Annotated in this window: 17 protein-coding genes; 12 read left to right on the forward strand and 5 right to left on the reverse strand. The window is 50.6% G+C overall.

Translation table 11 applies throughout. The features are described 5' to 3' along the window. Positions 1-1,394: glyceraldehyde-3-phosphate dehydrogenase (locus tag RSA72_RS08995; protein ID WP_332624612.1), on the forward strand; the 1,394-nt coding region annotated here is incomplete at its 5' end. 117 nt (positions 1,395-1,511) lie between these two features. Here the strand turns inward: RSA72_RS08995 and RSA72_RS09000 are convergent. Beyond that, positions 1,512-2,378, reverse strand: a complete 867-nt coding sequence (locus RSA72_RS09000; protein ID WP_332624613.1) for an SDR family oxidoreductase — start codon at positions 2,376-2,378, stop codon at positions 1,512-1,514. Between the two features lie 117 nt (positions 2,379-2,495). Here RSA72_RS09000 and RSA72_RS09005 point away from each other — a divergent pair, with 117 nt between their 5' ends. The 3 genes from RSA72_RS09005 (at position 2,496) to proB (ending at position 5,502) form a co-directional block, all read left to right on the forward strand. Continuing rightward, positions 2,496-2,858, forward strand: a complete 363-nt coding sequence (locus RSA72_RS09005; protein WP_332624614.1) for a winged helix-turn-helix transcriptional regulator — start codon at positions 2,496-2,498, stop codon at positions 2,856-2,858. 269 nt (positions 2,859-3,127) lie between these two features. Beyond that, entirely contained in the window at positions 3,128-4,339 is a 1,212-nt protein-coding gene (gene cgtA / locus RSA72_RS09010) for an Obg family GTPase CgtA (RefSeq protein WP_332623234.1), read from the forward strand. 29 nt (positions 4,340-4,368) lie between these two features. Then, complete coding sequence (gene proB / locus RSA72_RS09015; RefSeq protein WP_332633051.1) at positions 4,369-5,502, forward strand: glutamate 5-kinase; 1,134 nt, start codon at positions 4,369-4,371, stop codon at positions 5,500-5,502. A 66-nt stretch (positions 5,503-5,568) separates the two neighbouring features. Here proB and RSA72_RS09020 read toward each other — a convergent pair whose 3' ends face one another. Together RSA72_RS09020 and RSA72_RS09025 are read right to left on the reverse strand one after the other, a co-directional pair. After that, a complete protein-coding gene (locus RSA72_RS09020) occupies positions 5,569-6,165 on the reverse strand; it encodes a phosphatase PAP2 family protein (RefSeq protein WP_332623231.1) in 597 nt (198 codons plus the stop codon). A 385-nt stretch (positions 6,166-6,550) separates the two neighbouring features. After that, positions 6,551-7,258 (reverse strand): SIMPL domain-containing protein, encoded by a 708-nt coding sequence (locus RSA72_RS09025; RefSeq protein ID WP_332623229.1) that lies wholly within the window; start codon positions 7,256-7,258, stop codon positions 6,551-6,553. A 474-nt stretch (positions 7,259-7,732) separates the two neighbouring features. Here RSA72_RS09025 and RSA72_RS09030 point away from each other — a divergent pair, with 474 nt between their 5' ends. The 6 genes from RSA72_RS09030 (at position 7,733) to pstB (ending at position 15,895) form a co-directional block, all read left to right on the forward strand. Beyond that, the gene (locus RSA72_RS09030) at positions 7,733-9,106 is read left to right on the forward strand and encodes a diaminobutyrate--2-oxoglutarate transaminase (protein ID WP_332623228.1); all 1,374 of its coding nucleotides are present in this window, start codon (positions 7,733-7,735) and stop codon (positions 9,104-9,106) included. Between the two features lies 1 nt (position 9,107). Beyond that, positions 9,108-10,640, forward strand: coding sequence for a pyridoxal phosphate-dependent decarboxylase family protein (locus RSA72_RS09035; protein WP_332623226.1), 1,533 nt, complete (start codon positions 9,108-9,110; stop codon positions 10,638-10,640). Between the two features lie 417 nt (positions 10,641-11,057). Then, a complete protein-coding gene (locus RSA72_RS09040) occupies positions 11,058-12,083 on the forward strand; it encodes a substrate-binding domain-containing protein (RefSeq protein WP_332623225.1) in 1,026 nt (341 codons plus the stop codon). Between the two features lie 101 nt (positions 12,084-12,184). After that, positions 12,185-13,564 carry a phosphate ABC transporter permease subunit PstC gene (pstC, locus tag RSA72_RS09045; protein ID WP_332633053.1) on the forward strand — a complete coding sequence of 460 codons (1,380 nt, stop codon included), beginning with the start codon at positions 12,185-12,187 and terminating at the stop codon, positions 13,562-13,564. Next, positions 13,564-14,955, forward strand: a complete 1,392-nt coding sequence (pstA, locus tag RSA72_RS09050; RefSeq protein WP_332623939.1) for a phosphate ABC transporter permease PstA — start codon at positions 13,564-13,566, stop codon at positions 14,953-14,955. Before pstC ends, pstA begins: the two co-directional genes overlap by 1 nt. A gap of 13 nt (positions 14,956-14,968) precedes the next feature. Then, on the forward strand, positions 14,969-15,895 hold the full coding sequence (pstB, locus tag RSA72_RS09055) for a phosphate ABC transporter ATP-binding protein PstB (RefSeq protein ID WP_332623938.1): 927 nt from the start codon (positions 14,969-14,971) through the stop codon (positions 15,893-15,895). A gap of 49 nt (positions 15,896-15,944) precedes the next feature. Here pstB and RSA72_RS09060 read toward each other — a convergent pair whose 3' ends face one another. After that, positions 15,945-16,430: a hypothetical protein gene (locus tag RSA72_RS09060; protein WP_332623937.1), complete on the reverse strand. Its 486-nt coding sequence runs from the start codon at positions 16,428-16,430 to the stop codon at positions 15,945-15,947. A 273-nt stretch (positions 16,431-16,703) separates the two neighbouring features. On the opposite strand from RSA72_RS09060, the gene sohB reads away from it, so the two are divergent. Then, positions 16,704-17,666: a protease SohB gene (gene sohB, locus RSA72_RS09065; RefSeq protein ID WP_332623936.1), complete on the forward strand. Its 963-nt coding sequence runs from the start codon at positions 16,704-16,706 to the stop codon at positions 17,664-17,666. Positions 17,667-17,732: 66 nt separating this feature from the next. Here the strand turns inward: sohB and RSA72_RS09070 are convergent, their stop codons facing one another. After that, complete coding sequence (locus RSA72_RS09070; protein WP_332623935.1) at positions 17,733-17,921, reverse strand: hypothetical protein; 189 nt, start codon at positions 17,919-17,921, stop codon at positions 17,733-17,735. A 277-nt stretch (positions 17,922-18,198) separates the two neighbouring features. On the opposite strand from RSA72_RS09070, the gene RSA72_RS09075 reads away from it, so the two are divergent. Continuing rightward, positions 18,199-19,656, forward strand: a complete 1,458-nt coding sequence (locus RSA72_RS09075) for an NAD-dependent succinate-semialdehyde dehydrogenase (RefSeq protein ID WP_332623934.1) — start codon at positions 18,199-18,201, stop codon at positions 19,654-19,656. The last annotated feature ends 192 nt before the right edge of the window (positions 19,657-19,848 follow it).

Below are 19,848 nucleotides of genomic sequence, written 5' to 3' on the forward strand. Positions count from 1 at the left end.
AAATCGCGGAACAAATGATCGCTTTGATCGGTCAGCTTTACCGTGAAAAAAATATCGTTGTTTCAGTTTTTGGACGTTCTTTAGTTAACCGTTCAGTGATCCAGATTTTAAAAGCGCACCGCTTTACCCGCATGCTGGACGTTGAACTTTCAGTTGTTCACACTTTCCCGATTCTTGAAGCTTTGGCTAAAATCGAGAACATTGGCACAGCTGAAATTGATCTAGGCAAATTGGCTGTTGCTTTTAAAGAGCAAGGCGGCGATGTAAATGCATTTGTCGCTGCTGCGGTGAAAAGTGTTGAAGGCCGCGCGACTTCAGTTGAAGGCCGTGATGTTGTGCTTTACGGTTTTGGCCGTATCGGCCGCATCCTTGCGCGCCTGATGATTGGCCAGTCCGGTCTAGGCCGCGGCTTGAACTTGAAAGCCATCGTTGTGCGCAAATCTTCTGACGGCGACTTGGAAAAACGCGCGTCTTTATTGCGCCGTGACTCTATCCATGGCCCATTCTCCGGCACGATTTCTGTTGATGAAGAAAACGAAGCGATCATTGCAAATGGCCAATTCATCAAAGTGATCTATGCATCTAGCCCTGCAGAAGTGGATTACACTGCTTACGGCATTGAAAATGCATTAGTGATTGATAATACAGGCAAATGGCGTGACGCTGAAGGCCTTTCGCAGCACCTGAAATGCCCGGGCGCTGCCCGCGTGATTCTGACTGCGCCAGGCAAAGGCGACATGAAGAACGTCGTATTTGGTGTGAACCAAGCAGACATTCTTGATGAAGATACGATTATTTCTGCTGCCAGCTGTACGACCAATGCGATCACTCCGACATTGAAAGTTTTGCATGACAAGTACACTGTGCTGAATGGCCATGTTGAAACCGTTCACTCATTCACAAACGACCAGAACTTAATTGACAACTACCATAAAGCTGACCGCCGCGGCCGCGCAGCGACACTGAACATGGTGATCACTGAAACTGGCGCTGCTAAAGCTGTTGCTAAAGCGCTTCCTGCGCTGCAAGGCAAATTGACCGGCAACTCGGTGCGTGTTCCTACGCCAAACGTTTCACTGGCTATTCTGAACCTGACTTTAGGCAAAGAAGTTGACCGTGAAGAAGTGAACGAATACATCCGTCAGATTTCAATCAGCTCAAGCCTGCAAGGCCAGATTGGCTATACCAACTCAACTGAAGTGGTATCTTCTGACTTTATCGGTTCACGCACTGCCGGTGTATTTGATGCGCAGGCGACAATTACTTCCGGCAACCGCCTGACAGCTTATGTTTGGTATGACAATGAAGTAGGCTATAGCTGCCAAGTGCTGCGCATTGCTGAACAAATGGGCGGCGTAAGCTATCCAAAAATTCCTGCTGAAACCAATGCATAACTTTTAATGCATGAGTTGATTTAGCAGTAAAAAACCCGGCGTCCGCCGGGTTTTTTTTATTTATGCTGTTTTTGGTTTAAAGTTCTGCATGCGCTGTGGATCAAGCGGCAGAGATCATCAGCTTTTCTGCGCTTGAAAAAGCGCTTGCACTTGCGCATTGATCGGAGCTGTTTTGCGGCCAATCAGGCTTTCCAGATCTTTGCTGCTGCTGAACATTGCGCCTTTGGCTGTTTGCGCATCTGCATCCGCAATTACCTCTACTAGGCCCGCAGGCAGCCCCGCCTGGCTTAGGCCTTGCGCATAGTCTTCCTGGCTGAGGTTTTGATAGGCTGTGGCTTTGCCTGAAGCTTGGCTGATGGCCTGCGCCAAGTCAGTTAAAGTAAAGCTTTCTGAAGCTGCCAATTCATAGATTTTATGCTCATGGCCGGATGAGGCCAGCACTTTGGCCGCCGCTTCGGCATAGTCCGCGCGCGGGGCGGCGCTGATTTTTCCGTCTTGCGCAGCGCCGTAGCGGATGCCTGTTTCAGCAGCATGGGCTGCATCCGCCAGATAGTTTTCGCTGTACCAGTTGTTGCGCAGGAAGGTGTAGGCAATGCCGCTGGCTTTAATCAAGGCTTCGGTTTCACGGTGCTCCTGCGCCAGGCCTAAAGGCGAGGTGTCTGCGCGCAATAAGCTGGTGTAGGCAATATAAGGCACGCCGGCTTGCTGCGCAGCCTCAATGACCGCCCGATGCTGCGCTGTGCGCCGTCCAATTTCATTGGCTGAAATCAGCAGCAGCTTGTCAATGCCAGCAAGGGCAGGCGCTAGGGTTTCCGGCGTATCATAATCAAAATGGCGCAGCTCAATGCCTTGCGCTTTCAGTTCGGCTGCTTTAGCTTCATTGCGCACTAAAGCCACAATTTGATCCGCTGCAGTATTTTTCAGCAGCGCTTGAATAACCAGCTGGCCAAGCTGGCCTGTTGCGCCTGTAATTGCGATTTTCATAATTTTAACCTTAATAAGTGCTGATAAAATGTACTTGATGGTGCAATCATAATCTGCTAACTTACAAATTGTAAGTACGTACCAAAAAGTAAGTGAATTACGCATTGGAGAGATTTGGTGAGCGCATACGCTTCGAGTAAGTTATTAGGACAGGTTTTATCCAGCGAGTGCCCATCGCGTAAAATACTGGAACATTTAACCAGCAAATGGGCGGTGCTGGTTTTACGCTGCTTAAGCGATGGCGTGCACCGTTTCAGTGAGCTGAAGAAGCGGATCGAGGGCATCAGTGAAAAAATGCTGGCGCAAACCTTGAAAACATTAGAGCAGGACGGCTTTATTCTGCGCACGGTTTATCCGGTTGTGCCGCCAAAAGTGGAATACCAGCTGACTATTTCAGGCGCGCAGGCGGCGGAAAAAGTCATGTATCTGGTGGGCTGGATTGAAATGAAGCTGCCTGAAATTCTGGAAGGGAAAAAATAAGCAGCCCTCGGAAGCCTGCTTGACGCCGCTGCGGGATCATGCGTGGAGCAGCTGTCCGCAAACAGGAAAAATAGCGCTGATTTTTCAAAGGGCCAATTCGCTTATTTTGCAGGCAGGCTGCGGTCAAAAGTATGCTTTTTAACAAATGATGCCGCTGTTGAAATGGCGAAAAGCAAAAATACTCAGTATTTGCTGAATAAATCTATTCGAGAAATGCTTTAAAATATGGCAGAATAGGCGGTTTTTAAAGTTTTTAGAGGATTGGCAATATGCGCTTTGTTGATGAAGCAGTCATTACCGTAGAGGCTGGCGACGGTGGCAATGGCGTAGCCAGTTTTCGCCGCGAAAAATTCGTACCGTTTGGCGGTCCAGACGGCGGTGACGGCGGCCGCGGCGGCGGCGTTTACATTCAGGCGGATGATGACACCGGCACACTGGTTGATTACCGCTATACCCGCAGATTCCGCGCAGAACGCGGTAAAAATGGCCGCGGTGCAAACTGTTCAGGCCGCGGCGGTGAAGACATTATTTTGAAAGTTCCAGTCGGCACCACTATTGTGGACGTAGAATCCGGCGACATTATTGGCGACCTGATTGAAGACGGCCAGAGAGTGCTGGTTGCAAAAGGCGGTGATGGCGGTTTGGGCAACACCCACTTTAAATCATCGGTAAACCGCAGCCCGCGCCAATGCACGCACGGCATTAAAGGCGAGTTCCGCGAAATCCGCCTGGAGCTTAAAGTTTTAGCTGATGTCGGCTTGCTGGGCATGCCGAATGCGGGCAAATCTACCTTTATCCGTGCAGTATCTGCAGCCAAGCCGAAAGTGGCGGATTATCCGTTTACCACCATGGTGCCAAACCTGGGCGTTGTCGATGCTGACCGCTACCGTTCATTTGTGATGGCGGATATTCCGGGGCTGATTGAAGGCGCTTCCGAAGGCGCAGGCTTGGGCATCCGCTTCCTGAAGCATTTGGCGCGTACCCGCATCTTGCTGCACATTGTGGATGTGCAGCCGATTGACGGTTCCGACCCGGCGTACAACGCGAAAGCGATTTTGGCAGAGCTGAAAAAATTCTCTCCAACCTTGTCTAAGCTGCCGGTTGTTCTGGTGCTGAACAAGCTCGATCAATTGGATGAAGACACGAAGGAAGAATGGTGCAATCACATTCTTGAAGAACTGGACTGGAAAGGCCCGGTATTCAAAACTTCAGGCCTGATGTCTGAAGGGACGAAGGAAGTTGTGTATTACCTGATGGATCAGATTGAGCAGCAGCGTGAGCGCGAAGCTGAAGATCCAGAATACGCGGCGGAAATGAAAGCGTTCCGTGATCAGCTTGAAGCTGAAACACGCGAACAGACCATTGCTGCCAAAGAAGCGTATCGCGAGATGCGCCGTCAGCAGCGCCTTGCCGGCTTACTGGGCGAGGATGATGATGACGATGAAGATGACGGCGAAATGGAAGTGTACTACGTACGTTAAGCTCTGATTTAAGAGCTATTGAGGGCAAGATGATAGAAGTGGTGGATGGGCAGCGTCAGCTTAAGGGCTGCAAACGGGTCGTTGTTAAGATCGGATCATCTTTACTCACAGCAAACGGAAAAGGCTTAGATCTGGATGCAATTTCGCATTGGGCGAAACAGATTGCAGATCTGCATAATGCAGGACACGAGATTATTCTCGTGTCTTCCGGCGCTGTGGCTGAAGGCATGGTTCGAATGAAGCTAGAGAATCGGCCCACCGATCTGCCCAGTCTACAGGCGTGCGCGGCCATTGGCCAAATGGGCCTGATTCAGACTTGGTCCAGCGTGCTGGACAGTTTGAAAATTCAGACTGCGCAAGTGCTGCTGACCCATGATGACTTGGCCGACCGCCGCCGCTACCTCAATTCGTGCGATGCCTTGCAGAATCTGATTGACTGGCGGGTGATTCCTGTCATTAATGAAAATGACACCGTATCTACAGACGAAATCCGTTTTGGCGATAATGACACTTTGGCTGCTATGGTCGCCGGTCAGGTGCATGCCGATTTGCTGATTATTTTAACCGATCAGCAGGGCATGTTTGACTCAGACCCACGCTCAAATCCGAATGCCAAGCTGTTCCATACGGTTCGCGCGCTGGATGAAAGCCTGTTTGATATGGCGGGCGGCGGCGGCAAGTTCGGCCGCGGCGGCATGCTGACCAAAGTGCGGGCTGCGCGCTTGGCGGCCAAGTCCGGCTGCCCGACGCTGATCGCCAGCGGTGAAAGCGACAAAGTTCTGTCGCGCTTAATGGCTGGCGAACTGCTGGGCACATTATTCATTACCGACAATGACCGCATTACGGCGCATCAGCAATGGCTGGCGGCGCATTTGCAGACGGCTGGCCGTCTGGTGATTGATGACGGCGCGGTGAAAGCCATTAAGGAAAACCACCGCAGCTTGCTGCCGGTGGGCGTGCGCGGTGTTGAAGGGCATTTTGACCGCGGCGATGTGGTTGAATGTGTTGACAGCAGCGGCCACCGCGTGGCTGTGGGCCGGGTGAATTTCAGCTCCCGTTCTGCGGAAACCGTGAAAGGCTTGGCTTCGGATAAGGTTTATCAGGTGCTGGGCGAAGCGCGTTCGCTGGAAATGATTCACCGCAATCACATGGCCATCTACTGATTCTGTTTGAAATAAAAAAATCCCGCTTCCGAGCGGGATTTTTTTATGCGGCTTAAATAGGAAGGTTTATTTCACCAAGCCCTTTTCAATCAGTGGATTGAAAATTTTCCGGTAGATGGCCATCACCCAGCCCATCAGCAGGTCTTTGTATTTATTCCACAGCGCCAGGCCGGCAACGTTGACGGCTAGGGCCAGAAAGAACGCTCCGAGCATGTCGATGGGAAAATGCACGCCGACATAAATCCGCGCCCATGCCACCAGCCAGGCCAGAATCAGCAGGAATTTGCCGACCTGGCGCTGTTCGGAAAAATAATAAGCAAAGGCGATGCTGCTTAAAATGGTCATATGGTTGCTTGGAAATGAGCCTGTAGGCGAATGCTCAATCAGGGTACGGCCGACGTCCATCACGAATGGGCGCGGCGTATGCAGCAGGGCGGAAACCGTTTCGCTGATTGAGAGCGCGGCGCAGGTAAAAATAAAGGCTTTCAGAATCTGTTTCTTCACTGGATCGCTGCCGCGCAGCCACAGCACAGCAAAGATGAGGAACAATAGATAAATGAGGTCATGCGCGGCAAAAGTAGCGTAACTGACCATTAAAGGCGAGGCTTGATCGGGCGCATTCAGAATATTGAATAAATACAGGTTTAAGCTATCAAGTGACATGGAAAAACAATGAAAAATAACAAAAAATAGGCAAGAACTTTATCAAAACCGAAAATCCGCTGTGTAATTTAATGCAGCATAACTGAAATATTTCCCCGGCAAGGCCTTCCTGCCAACTGGGTTGCTGAAATTTTCGGCCTAATAAATAACTTCTGTAAGAGATTGATCATATCCGCATCATCTGTCAGCGGCTTTGTGGCCAGTCTGGTGGCGGCAATCGCCGCTTATGGTTCATCGCTGAATAAGCAGGTTTTTAGCGGCCTGATTAATAGGCGTCCGAATTAAGCTGACGCAGGCTAAGCGTATTTTTTGAAGCAGGAGTTAATGGCTGAAACAAAAAACCGCGCAACTGCGCGGTTTTAGGGCCAAACTAGCGGCCAGTCTGTTACTTGAACTGAATGGTTCCGCTTGCGCTTACGGTGATTTTCGACTCGCCGCTGGCAACATCCTGAACAGGCACGGCTTCAGCATCGGCGAATTTCGCCATGCTCACGCGCGCAAAAACAGGCTGCGGAAAATAATTGTTGGTATTCAGATTCAGGCTGACCAGGTTGTAGCCGGATTTGCTCCAGGCCTGCGCCAGCGTTTGCGCGCGCTGCTGGAAGTTTTTTGACGCCTCAACCATCAGCTCATTTTCAACTTTTTTACGCTGCGCATCTGAAATGCTGAAGTTGATGGACTGCGTCTGGAAATTTTGCTGAAGCTCGCTGACCAGCTGGCTGGCGGCTTTAAAGTCGGTGCTTTCCAGGCGGACTTCGGCGCGGCCGCGCCATTCTTTCAGTTTGCGGTTGTCGTTGTCATAAATCGGGTAGGTGCTTTGCGAACCGGTTTCAATTTTCACATTTGGATATTTGCGGGCGGTGCCTACCGCTTGCGTCATCAGCTGGTTAATCTGCGCCGCCAGTTCAGCCGGCTGCTTGTTGGATTTTTCAATATACAGCACGGCATGCATTTCATCATTGGACACTTGGCGGGCAGCTTCCGCCTGAATGTTGACCACATTGTAAGTCAGTGCATCGCTTGCCTGCGCATTAACGCTGAGGGCCATGCCGGCCAAGCCTGCAAATAAAGTAGAGAGGGCTAAAGTGCGCATAATTGAACCTATTGTTGTAAAAGCAGCTTTATCAGCATTTGTGAAAATCTTAAGCGCTGAATGTGGAAACTTTCCGGAATAATTGTGGTGAGATTGTAAATAAAAATATCATGAAATGCCGGAAAATTAATTTTATATTTTTTTTAGAATTATGGGTTTACAGAATTATTTGTTTGAAATTTATAATAAGTGCCAATAATGCCTAAAAAAGGCTAAAATAATCGGGTTTTCTTTGTGCTGTCACAATGTAAGATGATAATTTACCCTGCCGGTTAGTGAGATCTGTTTTTTTGACAGGAATTGGGAAAATTAGGCAGCAAAAGTTGTTTATTTTCCTGAAAAAAACTGTATTATCCGGCTTCCTAGTCGGCCGGGCAGAAACTGGCTGGCTGGATATCTATAAAGCACCGAGTCAAAAGACTGCAAGTCCCCCGACTTATTTCTTTCAACCCATATCAGAGATGGTAATTCGATATGAGCGTTACTTCTGTAAACCCTGCCACCACTTCCACAAACGAATACTACTTGACTCGCCAAAGTCAGATGGAATCGAATGTTCGTAGTTATCCACGTAAATTACCGTTAGCGATAGCGGAAGCACATGGTTGTTGGGTTACCGATGTTGAAGGTACAAAGTACCTCGATTGTTTAGCTGGGGCAGGAACACTGGCATTAGGCCATAACCATCCTGCGGTGATTAAAAGTATTCAGGACACTTTAGCAAGCGGCCTGCCTTTGCATACTTTAGATTTAACAACTCCCTTAAAAGACGCTTTTACTGAAGCGCTTTTGTCACAGCTTCCGGGCGGACAGGAAGAATACTGCCTGCAGTTCTGCGGCCCATCTGGTGCAGATGGCACAGAAGCTGCGATTAAGCTTGCAAAAACCTATACTGGCCGCAGTTCAGTGATCAGCTTTTCAGGCGGCTATCACGGCATGACGCATGGCGCTTTGGCTATGACCGGCAACCTGTCGGCTAAAAATGCCGTAAACGGCTTGATGCCGGGCGTGCAGTTTATGCCGTATCCGCATGAATACCGCTGCCCGCTGGGCATTGGCGGCGAAGCGGGCGTTGATGCGCTGACTTACTTCTTCGAAAACTTCATTGAAGATGTGGAAAGCGGCGTAACCAAGCCGGCTGCTGTCATTCTTGAAGCGATTCAAGGCGAAGGCGGCGTCGTAACTGCGCCGGTGAAATGGCTGAAAAAGATCCGCGAAGTGACTGAAAAGCACAACATTGTGCTGATTCTTGACGAAGTTCAAGCAGGCTTTGCGCGTTCAGGCAAAATGTTCGCATTTGAGCATGCAGGCATTGAGCCTGACGTGGTTGTAATGTCTAAAGCGGTTGGCGGCAGCCTGCCGTTAGCGGTGCTGGGCATCAAGCGCAAGTTTGACGCATGGCAGCCGGCTGGCCACACGGGCACTTTCCGAGGCAACCAGCTGGCTATGGGCACTGGCTTGGCAACAATCCAAACCATCAAAGAGCAGAACCTTGCGCAAAATGCGCAGGAGCGCGGTGATTTCCTGCAGGCTGAAATTAAAAAATTGGCTGCTGAATTCCCATGCATCGGCAACGTGCGCGGCCGCGGCTTGATGCTTGGCGTTGAAATTGTTGATGAACGCAAGCCTGCAGACCACATGGGCTCGCTGCCTGCAGACGGCCAGCTGGCTGCTGCAATTCAGACCGCTTGCTTCAACAACAAGCTGTTGCTGGAAAAAGGCGGCCGCAACGGCACAGTGATCCGCCTGCTTTGCCCGCTGATCATTAATCAAGCCGAGTGCGAAGAAGTGATTGTCCGCTTCAAGAAAGCGCTGGCGGAAGCTCTTATTGCAGTTCGAGGCGCATAATATGGTAGATTTTGCAGAACACCGTAAAGCGCTGCTCTGCAACGATGCTGCATCTATTGCTGACTATGAGTCAGCAATGGAGCAGGCGACTAAAGCAGTCGCTGCATGGTTGCAAAACGATAAAATGTACACGGGCGGCAGCATTAAGGAATTGCGTGAAGCAATTTCATTCCATCCTTCTAAAGAAGGCTTGGGCGTGCAGAAGTCGCTGGAGCGCATGGTTGAGCTTTTTCTGAATAAAAGCCTGAAAGTGCATCACCCGCATTCTCTTGCGCATTTGCACTGCCCGACAATGGTCGCCAGCCAAATTGCGGAAGTGCTGATTAACGCCACCAACCAGTCCATGGACTCTTGGGATCAAAGCCCGGCCGGTTCATTGATGGAAGTTCAGCTGATTGACTGGCTCCGCCAGAAAGTCGGCTACGGCGCAGGCCAGGCGGGTGTATTCACCTCCGGCGGCACGCAGTCAAACCTGATGGGCGTACTGTTAGCGCGCGATGCCTGCATTGCGAAAAACTGGAAAGACGAAAACGGCAAGCCGTGGTCTGTGCAGCGTGACGGCATTCCTGCCGACGCGATGCGCAATGTCAAAGTCATCTGTTCTGAAAATGCGCATTTCTCTGTGCAAAAGAACATGGCGATGATGGGCATGGGCTTCCAATCTGTGGTCACTGTCCCTGTAAATGAAAATGCGCAGATGGATGTTGACGCTTTGGAAAAAACCATGGCGCACCTTCAGGCTGAAGGCAAGATTGTAGCGTGCGTGGTTGCGACTGCGGGCACAACTGATGCCGGCGCGATTGATCCATTGAAAGCAGTCCGTGAAATTACCAATAAATATGGCGCGTGGATGCATATCGACGCGGCATGGGGCGGTGCGCTGATCCTTTCAAATGACTACCGCTCTATGCTGGACGGCATTGAACTGTCGGATTCGGTAACGCTGGATTTCCACAAGCATTATTTCCAGACCATTTCATGCGGCGCGTTCCTGCTGAAAGACGAGGCGAACTACCGCTTCATGCATTATGAAGCTGAGTATTTGAACTCCGCTTATGATGAAGAGCATGGCGTTCCAAACCTGGTGTCCAAGTCGCTGCAGACAACGCGCCGTTTCGACGCGCTGAAATTGTGGATGACGGTTGAATCGCTTGGCGAAGAGCTTTACGGTTCAATGATTGACCACGGCGTTAAGCTGACGCGTGACGTTGCGGACTATATTAAAGCGGCAGCTGGCTTAGAGCTTTTAGTAGAGCCTCAGTTTGCGTCTGTGCTGTTCCGCGTAGTGCCTGAGGGCTATCCTGCTGAATTGCTGGATACGCTGAACCAGAACGTTGCAGATGAGCTGTTTGCGCGCGGTGAAGCGAATATCGGTGTGACTAAAGTTGGTCAGGTTCAGTCCTTGAAAATGACCACTTTAAGCCCGGTTGCGACGCTTGAAAACGTGAAGAACCTGCTTGCGCTTGTGCTTGCGGAAGCTGAGCGCATTAAAGGCCCAATTGCTGACGGCACTTATACGCCGGCAATCGCGTGATTTAGATGAGTTAAAAGGTCACTTCGGTGGCCTTTTTTCCGTGCTGGCGCATCAGCATGGCGGCGCGCATGCGCGCGATATGACAGCATGATTAAAACAGTGTGAATATAGGATGAAAAAGCGCAGGCCGGCGCGTTGGCATTGCTGCTTTTGCTGCGGTTCTGCCTGCCGGCTGTATGAATTATTACAAATCCAACTGCGCCGCCAAGCAAATTGGAGCGCGTTAATAGTTGGGTTATGTATTGAATTTAAAAGAAATTTATCAAAATAAAAAGCCGGTTTTCAAATATCACAAAATCGTCATAAAGCTGTAACTTATCTGTCATATTCTAAAATCAAAATGCAGTTATCGAAATAAGTACAAAACTTAATAAAAAGTGGCGTACTCCTAAACTGCATCAAATAAGAGAGATGAGAATGCGCTTTACTAATATCGCACTTGCACTGGCACTCACTGGGGCGGCTGCAGCAACAACCGCAAACGCAGCGCGTGACACAATCCAAATCGCCGGTTCTTCTACTGTTTTGCCTTATGCAAGTATTGTTGCTGAAGAATTCGGCAATACTTTCCCGCAGTTCAAAACTCCAGTTGTGGGTTCTGGCGGTTCTTCAGGCGGCTTGAAGCAGTTCTGTAACGGTGTAGGCGACAACACCATTGATATCGCAAACGCATCTCGCAAAATTAAAGATACTGAATTGGCTGCCTGTAAAAAAGCCGGCGTGAATCAAGTCTTGGAAATTAAAATCGGCTATGACGGCATTGTATTCGCGTCAAATGTCAAAAAAGCAGCGTATAAATTGCGTCCGCAGCACGTATTTGCAGCGCTGGCAGCTGAGCTTCCTTCAAACGGCAAAATGGTTGCAAACCCATATACGCGCTGGAATCAAATTGATAAAGCGCTTCCAAATGAGCCGATTACACTGGTAATTCCAGCATCTAACCACGGTACGCGTGAAGTGTTCCAGGAAAAAATGGTTGATGCAGGCTGTGAAACTTATGCAGCATTTGCCAAGCTGGACAAAGACGCTCAGAAAAAAGCATGCTCAACTTTCCGTAAAGACGGCAAAGTTATTGAAATTGCGGGCGACTATACTGAAACACTGGCGCGCTTAAAAACTTCTCCAAGCGCAGTGGGCGTGTTTGGCTTAGGCTTCTATGACCAAAACCGCGACAAATTGCGCGTAGCGACAGTAAACAATGTAGCGCCTTCTGAGAAAACCATTCTGAACGGTTCTTACCCGGTATCGCGCCCGCTGTTCTTCTACGTGAAAGGCGAACACCTGAAATCAATCAAAGGCTTGCCGCAGTACACAGAATTCTTCCTGAGCAAAAAAGTTTCAGGCAAAGGTTCTAAACTGGAAAAAGCCGGCCTGATCTCTATGTCAGACAAAGAGCGTGCGCAGGTTCTTGCGAACTTCAAAGCAGGCAAAGCAGTTAAATAAGTAATGGTGAAGAGGCTGATGGCAGGGTGATCCTGCCTTTGGCTTTTTGCGAATAGAAAGTTTTTTCAAAGAATGAAAATTGAAAAAACGGTGGAGAATACATGAATCTGCTGCTTATAGGTGTATTGCTGGCGATTATTGCCATAGCCTATCAAATTGGCTTGACCAAAAGCCGTAAACTGGCAGGCCAGGGAAATAACTCAGCAATGCTGCATTCGCGGCCAGGCTATTACGGCGCTTTGGTTGCGCTCTGGTGCGGCATCCCTGCTTTTTTAATTTTGATTGTTTGGAATATTGTTGAACCGAACATTCTGAAGCAAGTGGTTTTAAATACTGTTCCTGAGCAGATTAAAGCCACGCTTGATCCGGCCAGCATCAGCGTGCTGGTTGACCGGGTTCAGGCGATTGCTTCAGGCTTTGGCGTAAGCGATACGCCGGCTGCCTATGAACTGGCGGCTGCGCAGCAATTGGCTAAATTTGAAAATATTGCATCTTTCGCCAAGCTGGCTGTGGTGATCTGTGCTGCATTAATCGGCCTGGTTTGGGCCAAGCGCCGCGTAGAAAAACAGTACCGCGCACGCAACCAGGTTGAAAAAATCATTAACGTGGCCTTGGCGCTGTGTTCCGGCGTGGCGATTTTGACCACAATCGGCATTGTGATGTCGATGTTCAGTGAAGCCATGCGCTTCTTCAGCTTTGTCAGCCCATTCGATTTCTTCTTCGGCACAGAATGGAACCCGGGCTTCAGCACATCCGGCAATGCAGAAGGCAGCTACGGCCTGCTTCCGCTGCTTTGGGGCACCTTGATGGTCAGCGGCATTGCGCTTCTGGTTGCTGTGCCGGTGGGCCTGATGATCGCCATCTATCTGGCTGAATATGCTTCACCGCGCTTCCGCTCTTGGGCCAAGCCGACGATTGAAGTCTTGGCGGGCATTCCAACAATTGTTTACGGCGTATTTGCCCTGATGGTCATTGGCCCGTTTGCCAAAGATCTGGGCGCGTTGATTGGCTTAGACATTAATGCGACCAGCGCATTAACGGCCGGCTTTGTGATGGGCATCATGATCATTCCGTTTGTATCATCACTGTCCGATGACATTATTACTCAGGTGCCGCGCGCGCTGCGTGACGGTTCATTGGGCCTAGGCGCGACCAAGTCGGAAACCATCCGCCAAGTCGTGATTCCGGCGGCGCTCCCGGGCATTATCGGCGCATTCCTTTTAGCAGCCTCACGCGCAATCGGCGAAACCATGATTGTGGTTCTGGCGGCCGGCAACAGCCCGCTGCTGCATATCAATCCGCTTGAAGCAGTGTCTACCGTAACCATTACCATTGTAAACCAGCTCACTGGCGATACAGACTTTGCCAGCCCGCAAGCATTGGTGGCATTCGCACTTGGCTTAACCTTGTTTGTGATTACCTTGGGTTTGAACATTGTGGCACTTTACATCGTGCGCAAATACCGTGAGCAATACGAATAATGAGCACTTCAAACACATCATCTATGGATCAGGCGCTGGACCCTCGGGCTGCTGCGGAATTGCGTGAAAAGCGTAAAAAAACCATTGAAAGCTCTTTGGCCAAGCGCCACCGTAAAGAAAAAACCTTCCGCATTGCCGGCTTCTCTGCGGTGATTGCCGGCCTGTTCTTTGTCGCGCTGCTGTTCGGCAGCATCCTGGCCAAAGGCTTGCCGTCTTTCTGGCAAAGCAGCATGACGGTGCCGGTATACTTTGATCCGTCCATTATCAATGCCGGCCCTAAGCCTGTGCAGAAAGCGGGCGAATCTCCTGCGCATTATCAGGAGCGCTATGTTGCATGGCAGACTGACATGGGCATGGCGGATTGGGATGCTTTAATTGTCAACGGCTTAATTGCCAAAGACCATGCTCTGGAAGCCAAGCGCGATGATTTGGCGTCGCTGTATACCAGTTCGGAAGCATACCGCCTGCGTGACATGGTATTTGCTGACCCGTCGCTGATTGGCAAAAAGCAGGACATTAAACTGCTTGCTGACGCCAATGTGGATGTCTGGCTGGCCGGCAATATTGACCGCTCTTTGCCGGATGATCAGCAGCAGTTGAGCCCTGAAGTGCGCCAGCTGGCGGATCAGCTGAAGGCGCAGGGCATTATCACCAACAGCTTCAACACCAATATTTTCACCAGCCCGGATTCGCGCAGCTCGCCTGCAACTTCAGGTTTGGCTGGCGCATTCATGGGCTCGCTGTTCATGATGATGATCGTGATCCTCATCTCGATTCCAATTGGCGTTGCATCAGCAGTCTATCTGGAAGAGTTTGCGCCAAAAAATGTCCTTACAGATGTGATTGAAGTGAATATCAACAACTTGGCTGCCGTACCGTCAATTGTATTCGGCCTGCTGGGCGCTTCAATCTTTATCGGCTGGATGCACATGCCTTTGTCTGCACCTTTGGTCGGCGGCCTGGTGCTGAGCTTAATGACGCTGCCAACGGTGATTATCACCACGCGCGCCTCACTTAAGGCGGTGCCTCCATCCATCCGCCAAGCGGCTTTAGGCTTAGGCGCTTCACGCCTGCAGACGGTGTTCCATCATGTGCTGCCGCTGGCTTTGCCGGGTATTTTAACCGGCGCGATTATTGGCGTAGCGCAGGCTTTGGGTGAAACCGCGCCATTATTATTGATTGGCATGAGCGCCTTTGTCGCCAGCGTTCCGGCAACGCCGCTGGATCAGTCTACGGCATTGCCTGTGCAGATTTTCCTGTGGCAAGGCAATGAATTGCGCAACTTCTTTGAAGGCCGCACGGCGGCTGCCATTATCGTGCTTCTTGCGCTGATGATCGGCTTGAACAGTTTAGCCATCTGGCTGCGCAAGAAATTTGAAGTGCGCTGGTAATTGAGAGCATTATATGAATACGGCAACGGCAACATCAAAAACGAATTCCTTAGATCAGGATAAAGCAGTGAATCCAGAGCAAACACAATTTACGGCTTCTCCGGAAGCGCAAAAACAGCCATCGACTTCTTTTGTGTCGCAGTTTGATACGCAGTCCAGCGCGAAAAAAGACGCCAAGTCGAAAAATGTTAAGCTCAGCACTTCTGATGTGCATGTGTACTACGGCGAAGCGGAAGCAATCAAAGGCATTGACCTGCAGGTCTACGAAAATGAAGTGATTGCATTCATCGGGCCGTCCGGCTGCGGCAAATCGACTTTCCTGCGGACACTGAACCGCATGAATGACACTATTGATTCCTGCCGCGTGACAGGCAAGGTGATGCTGGACAATCAGGATATTTACGATCCGAATTTGGACGTGGTGCTGCTGCGCGCGCAGGTCGGCATGGTGTTCCAGAAGCCGAACCCGTTCCCGAAATCAATTTTTGAGAATGTGGCGTACGGCCCTAAGCTGCATGGCTTGGCGCGCGACAAATACGACATGGAAGAAATTGTCGAAAACAGCCTGCGCAAAGCCGGCCTTTGGGATGAAGTAAAAGACCGCTTAAGCCAGCCGGGCACCGGCCTGTCAGGCGGCCAGCAGCAGCGCCTGTGCATTGCGCGCACCATTGCGGTCAGCCCGGAAGTGATTCTGATGGATGAGCCATGTTCTGCGCTGGACCCGATTGCGACTGCAAAAGTGGAGGAGCTGATTTCAGAACTTTCCGCGCAGTACACTATTGCGATTGTAACGCACTCCATGCAGCAAGCAGCCCGTGTATCTGACCGCACAGCATACTTCCATTTGGGTGACCTGATTGAAGTCAACTCGACTGAGAAAGTTTTCACCCAGCCGGATCATCAGCTGACAGAAGCCTACATTACCGGCCGTTTCGGTTAATTAAAGCAGCATTTGAGCGACGCATAGAGAAGAGCCGGGAGGCTCTTTTTTATTGCGCTGTTTTTGCAAACAGCTGCGCCTTCGCATTATTAAGATTCTGCATCAGCAGCGCTTTTTCAGCATCAAGCTGCTGCATGATTCTGATGTCAGCGGTTTTCAAAGCCGTTAAATAGCGCGCAAAGAAATCCATCAAAGTCAGCAGTTCAGCTTGAACGCGCTGCGCTTCGGGGCTGCGCAGCGCTAGTTTCTGCACAGCGGCGGCCATATCTTCAAGCTGCAGCTGCATGCTGGAAAACTGAGCTTCGGTAACGGCATGCTCATCTTCAGCATCAATTTGTGAAAACAGGGCTGTAAATGCAGGCGAATGGGCAGCGGAGAAGTCTTTAAACTGCTGCAGATCCGACTGATAGGCTTCAGCGGCGTATGCTTGCGCAGCAGGCGGGCTGTCCGCAAAGCCGGGGCTGGAAATGCCGGCGGAGAGCAGGGCCGCCAGAAGGGCGCTGCCCGCATGCCTGCTAAGGAAAGTACTGAACATAATGAGTCTGCCGCTGTAAAGTGAATGAATTATTGCCGGACAGAAAGCCGGGGCTGGATTATAAGGCTTCGGTTTCTATCGGCAAATTTCTGCTGTAAAGCATTATTTAATCAGGAAAATCAGGCCATGCCAATTTCAACTGAAAAGTCTGCAGCGTTTTTGATTGATGCAAATTCTGCAATGATAATTATTTTCAAAATATAAATTGAATTCCGGGGGAAGCGCCCGCATCTTATTCCTCATAAAATATGAATTAAACGGGCTTGTATCGGTATGCTATTCCACACTTCTAAATTGCCGGCTGAAATCCGCGTTAGCCATTTAAATGCGCGTATTAATGAACAGCGTAAAAAAATTGCGCAAAGCACGGCTTCCAAATTGGAGCTGCTGCAGCTGGCGCAGCAGCTGTCCAAAGAAGCGCGCGCCCGCAAAAAAACCAATCAGAAAATTTATGTTTTGGACTTTAAAGGCGATACCGCAGCGTCTGCTGTTGAGCAGCTGCGTGAAGAAATCACCTTGATTTTAGCAACAGCTAAAGCTGGCAAGGACCGTGTTGTCGTGCGTCTGGAAAGCCCGGGCGGCATGGTGCATGGCTATGGCTTGGCGGCTGCGCAGCTGGTGCGCCTGCGCGACGCCGGCTTTCACCTGACGATTTGCGTAGACAAAGTGGCTGCCAGCGGCGGCTATATGATGGCCTGCATCGGCTCAGAAATTGTTTCTGCGCCTTTTGCTGTAGTGGGTTCCATAGGCGTCGTAGCGCAAGTGCCGAATTTCAACCGCCTGCTGAAGGAAAAGCATATCGACTTTGAGCTTTATACCGCAGGCCAGTACAAGCGCACCGTGACCATGTTCGGTGAAAATACCGAAGAGGGCAAAGCCAAGTTTGAAGAAGAGCTGCAGCAGACCCATGCGCTGTTTAAGCATTTTGTGGAAAAATACCGCCCGCAGCTGAATGTGGAAAAAGTGGCAACCGGCGAGCACTGGTATGGGCACGATGCGCTGGATCTGAATCTGGTCGACCGCCTGCAGACTTCCGATGAGTTTTTGCTGAATCTGCTGCCGCAGCATGATATCTATGTGATTGAAACGCGCCGCAAGCCGACCTTAGGCGAGAAGCTGGGCCTGCATGCGGCGCAAGTGGCCGATGCGCTGGTTCCAGCGGTGATGAATAAGCTGGCTGAAACTTTGCTGAAAGCCAATTCAGGTTCAGTGCAGCTGCGCGACCCGAAACTTTAACCGTGGCTGGGCTGCACGCCAGTCCGCGCTGTTTAAGCCAGTCAATTTAATTATTGGCTGGCTTTTTTAATTGAGCGTTTTATCTATGCTGCCGCGCAGCATCGGTGCATCGAAGGTTTTGAGGCAGGCGGCAAGGCCCGCCGTTTTTGACCATTGACCGCTCCAGCCAGTTGGGATGATAAAATGAACAAAATCACATGGCCATTCTGGAAAAATAATCAAAACAGCATTGCAGGCAAAGCGTTTTTGCAGCATTAACCATACAGGCTGCAGGGAAGATGCGCACAATTTAGGTGTAGACTGGCATTGCAAGACTCCAGCCGGCAATAAAAAAGCGGCGGATGGCCCGCGGGAGCAATGGCTCCCTTCACAGTGGCAGCCATGCGTGGAGCCGGTGGCGGGGCTTTAGCCTGCCGGCCATTTCGGCATGCGGCTGCGGGCGTACATTTTTATCCTATTTTATGTTCCGCCATGAAATACAGCGTTGATCGGCATTTATGCGAGCATAGTGCCGAGATGAAAGGAATGCGTGATGCAATTGAACCAGCTTAATTTATTCCATGAAAAAGCCTGCATAGGCGGCCAATGGCTCGATGCCCAAAGCCGGCAGACGGCAGAGGTCATCAACCCTGCAACTTTAGAAGTCATCGGTTCTGTGCCGAATATGGGCAAGGCTGAAGCTGAACAGGCGATTCAGGCTGCGAAAGACGCATGGCCTGCATGGAAAGCCAAAACGGCAAAACAGCGCTCAATTATTTTAAAAAAATGGAATGATCTGCTGCTGCAGCATGCGGACGAACTGGCATTCATTTTAACCAGCGAGCAGGGCAAGCCTTTGGCGGAAGCGAAGGGTGAAATTATTTATGCGGCCAGTTTTGTGGAATGGTTTGCCGAAGAAGCCAAACGCACTTATGGCGATGTGATTCCAAGCCCGTATGCGGATGCGCAGATTGTGGTGACCAAGCAGCCGGTCGGCATTGTGGCCGCCATTACCCCGTGGAATTTCCCAGCCGCCATGATTACCCGCAAAGTGGCTCCAGCGCTGGCGGCCGGCTGTCCCTGCATTGTCAAGCCTGCGCCGGAAACGCCATTTACCGCGCTGGCTATGGCGGATTTGGCGATGCAGGCCGGCGTGCCGGGAGAAGTCTTCAGTGTTATTACCGGCGATGCGGCCCAAATCGGCGATGCATTTTTTGAAAGCAATGATGTGAGAAAGTTCACTTTTACAGGCTCTACGCCTGTGGGCAAGCTGCTGCTGGAAAAATCTGCCAAGACCTTGAAGAAAGTTTCGCTGGAGCTGGGCGGCAATGCGCCGTTTATTGTTTTTGACGATGCCAATCTGGAAGATGCGGTCAACGGCGCATTAATCGCCAAATTCAGAAATGCCGGGCAGACTTGCGTCTGCGTGAACCGCTTTTTGGTGCAGGCCGGCATTTATGAGCAGTTTATTCAGCGCCTGAATGAAAAAATGCAAGCGTTTTCAATTGGAAACGGCTTGGAGGGTGGTCATGACATTGGGCCGGTGATCAATCAGCAAGCCGTGCAGAAAGTGCAGTCGCATATTCAGGATGCATTGGATAAAGGCGCCAAACTGATTGCAGGCGGCCAGCCGCATGCAGCCGGCGCGCTGTTCTTTGAGCCGACATTGATTGCCGATGTCACGCCGGATATGGATGTAGCAACGCAGGAAACCTTTGGCCCGCTGGCCGCTGTATTTAAATTTGAGACTGAGCGCCAGGCTGTAGAAATGGCGAATGATACAGATTTCGGTTTGGCGTCCTACTGCTATACCAATAACTTAGGCCGCGCATGGCGCATGAGCCAGCAGCTGGAATACGGCATGGTGGGCATCAATAAGGGCATTATTTCCAATGAAGTCGCGCCTTTTGGCGGCGTCAAGCATTCGGGCTTAGGCCGGGAAGGCTCTAAATACGGCATTGAAGACTATATGGAAATCAAATACACCCTATTTGGCGGGCTTGAGGAATAAGCATGTGATGCATTTAAGCGCAGTAATCGTTTAGCCGCCGCCTTTGGCTGATGCCGGCGCGGCCATGCGCTTGGCACTGCCGGCTGTTAATCTCTCTGAAATATGCGCCAGCCCATAAAAAAGCCGCTTTCTCAGCGTAATGCCAGTCAGTTAAGAAATTGACTGGCATTTTCTTTTTTAAACTTGCGATAT

Origin of the sequence: Acinetobacter sp. (assembly GCF_036659555.1) — a bacterium.
GTDB lineage: Bacteria > Pseudomonadota > Gammaproteobacteria > Pseudomonadales > Moraxellaceae > Acinetobacter.

Coding starts and splice junctions, on each gene's coding strand:
- RSA72_RS09000 (WP_332624613.1), bottom strand. CDS start 2,378: ATGAAAATCGCAATTACAGGCGCAACAGGCCAGCTTGGCCAGCTGGTT.
- cgtA (WP_332623234.1), top strand. CDS start 3,128: ATGCGCTTTGTTGATGAAGCAGTCATTACCGTAGAGGCTGGCGACGGT.
- proB (WP_332633051.1), top strand. CDS start 4,369: ATGATAGAAGTGGTGGATGGGCAGCGTCAGCTTAAGGGCTGCAAACGG.
- RSA72_RS09020 (WP_332623231.1), bottom strand. CDS start 6,165: ATGTCACTTGATAGCTTAAACCTGTATTTATTCAATATTCTGAATGCG.
- RSA72_RS09025 (WP_332623229.1), bottom strand. CDS start 7,258: ATGCGCACTTTAGCCCTCTCTACTTTATTTGCAGGCTTGGCCGGCATG.
- RSA72_RS09030 (WP_332623228.1), top strand. CDS start 7,733: ATGAGCGTTACTTCTGTAAACCCTGCCACCACTTCCACAAACGAATAC.
- RSA72_RS09035 (WP_332623226.1), top strand. CDS start 9,108: ATGGTAGATTTTGCAGAACACCGTAAAGCGCTGCTCTGCAACGATGCT.
- RSA72_RS09040 (WP_332623225.1), top strand. CDS start 11,058: ATGCGCTTTACTAATATCGCACTTGCACTGGCACTCACTGGGGCGGCT.
- pstC (WP_332633053.1), top strand. CDS start 12,185: ATGAATCTGCTGCTTATAGGTGTATTGCTGGCGATTATTGCCATAGCC.
- pstA (WP_332623939.1), top strand. CDS start 13,564: ATGAGCACTTCAAACACATCATCTATGGATCAGGCGCTGGACCCTCGG.
- pstB (WP_332623938.1), top strand. CDS start 14,969: ATGAATACGGCAACGGCAACATCAAAAACGAATTCCTTAGATCAGGAT.
- RSA72_RS09060 (WP_332623937.1), bottom strand. CDS start 16,430: ATGTTCAGTACTTTCCTTAGCAGGCATGCGGGCAGCGCCCTTCTGGCG.
- sohB (WP_332623936.1), top strand. CDS start 16,704: ATGCTATTCCACACTTCTAAATTGCCGGCTGAAATCCGCGTTAGCCAT.
- RSA72_RS09070 (WP_332623935.1), bottom strand. CDS start 17,921: ATGCTGCAAAAACGCTTTGCCTGCAATGCTGTTTTGATTATTTTTCCA.
- RSA72_RS09075 (WP_332623934.1), top strand. CDS start 18,199: ATGCAATTGAACCAGCTTAATTTATTCCATGAAAAAGCCTGCATAGGC.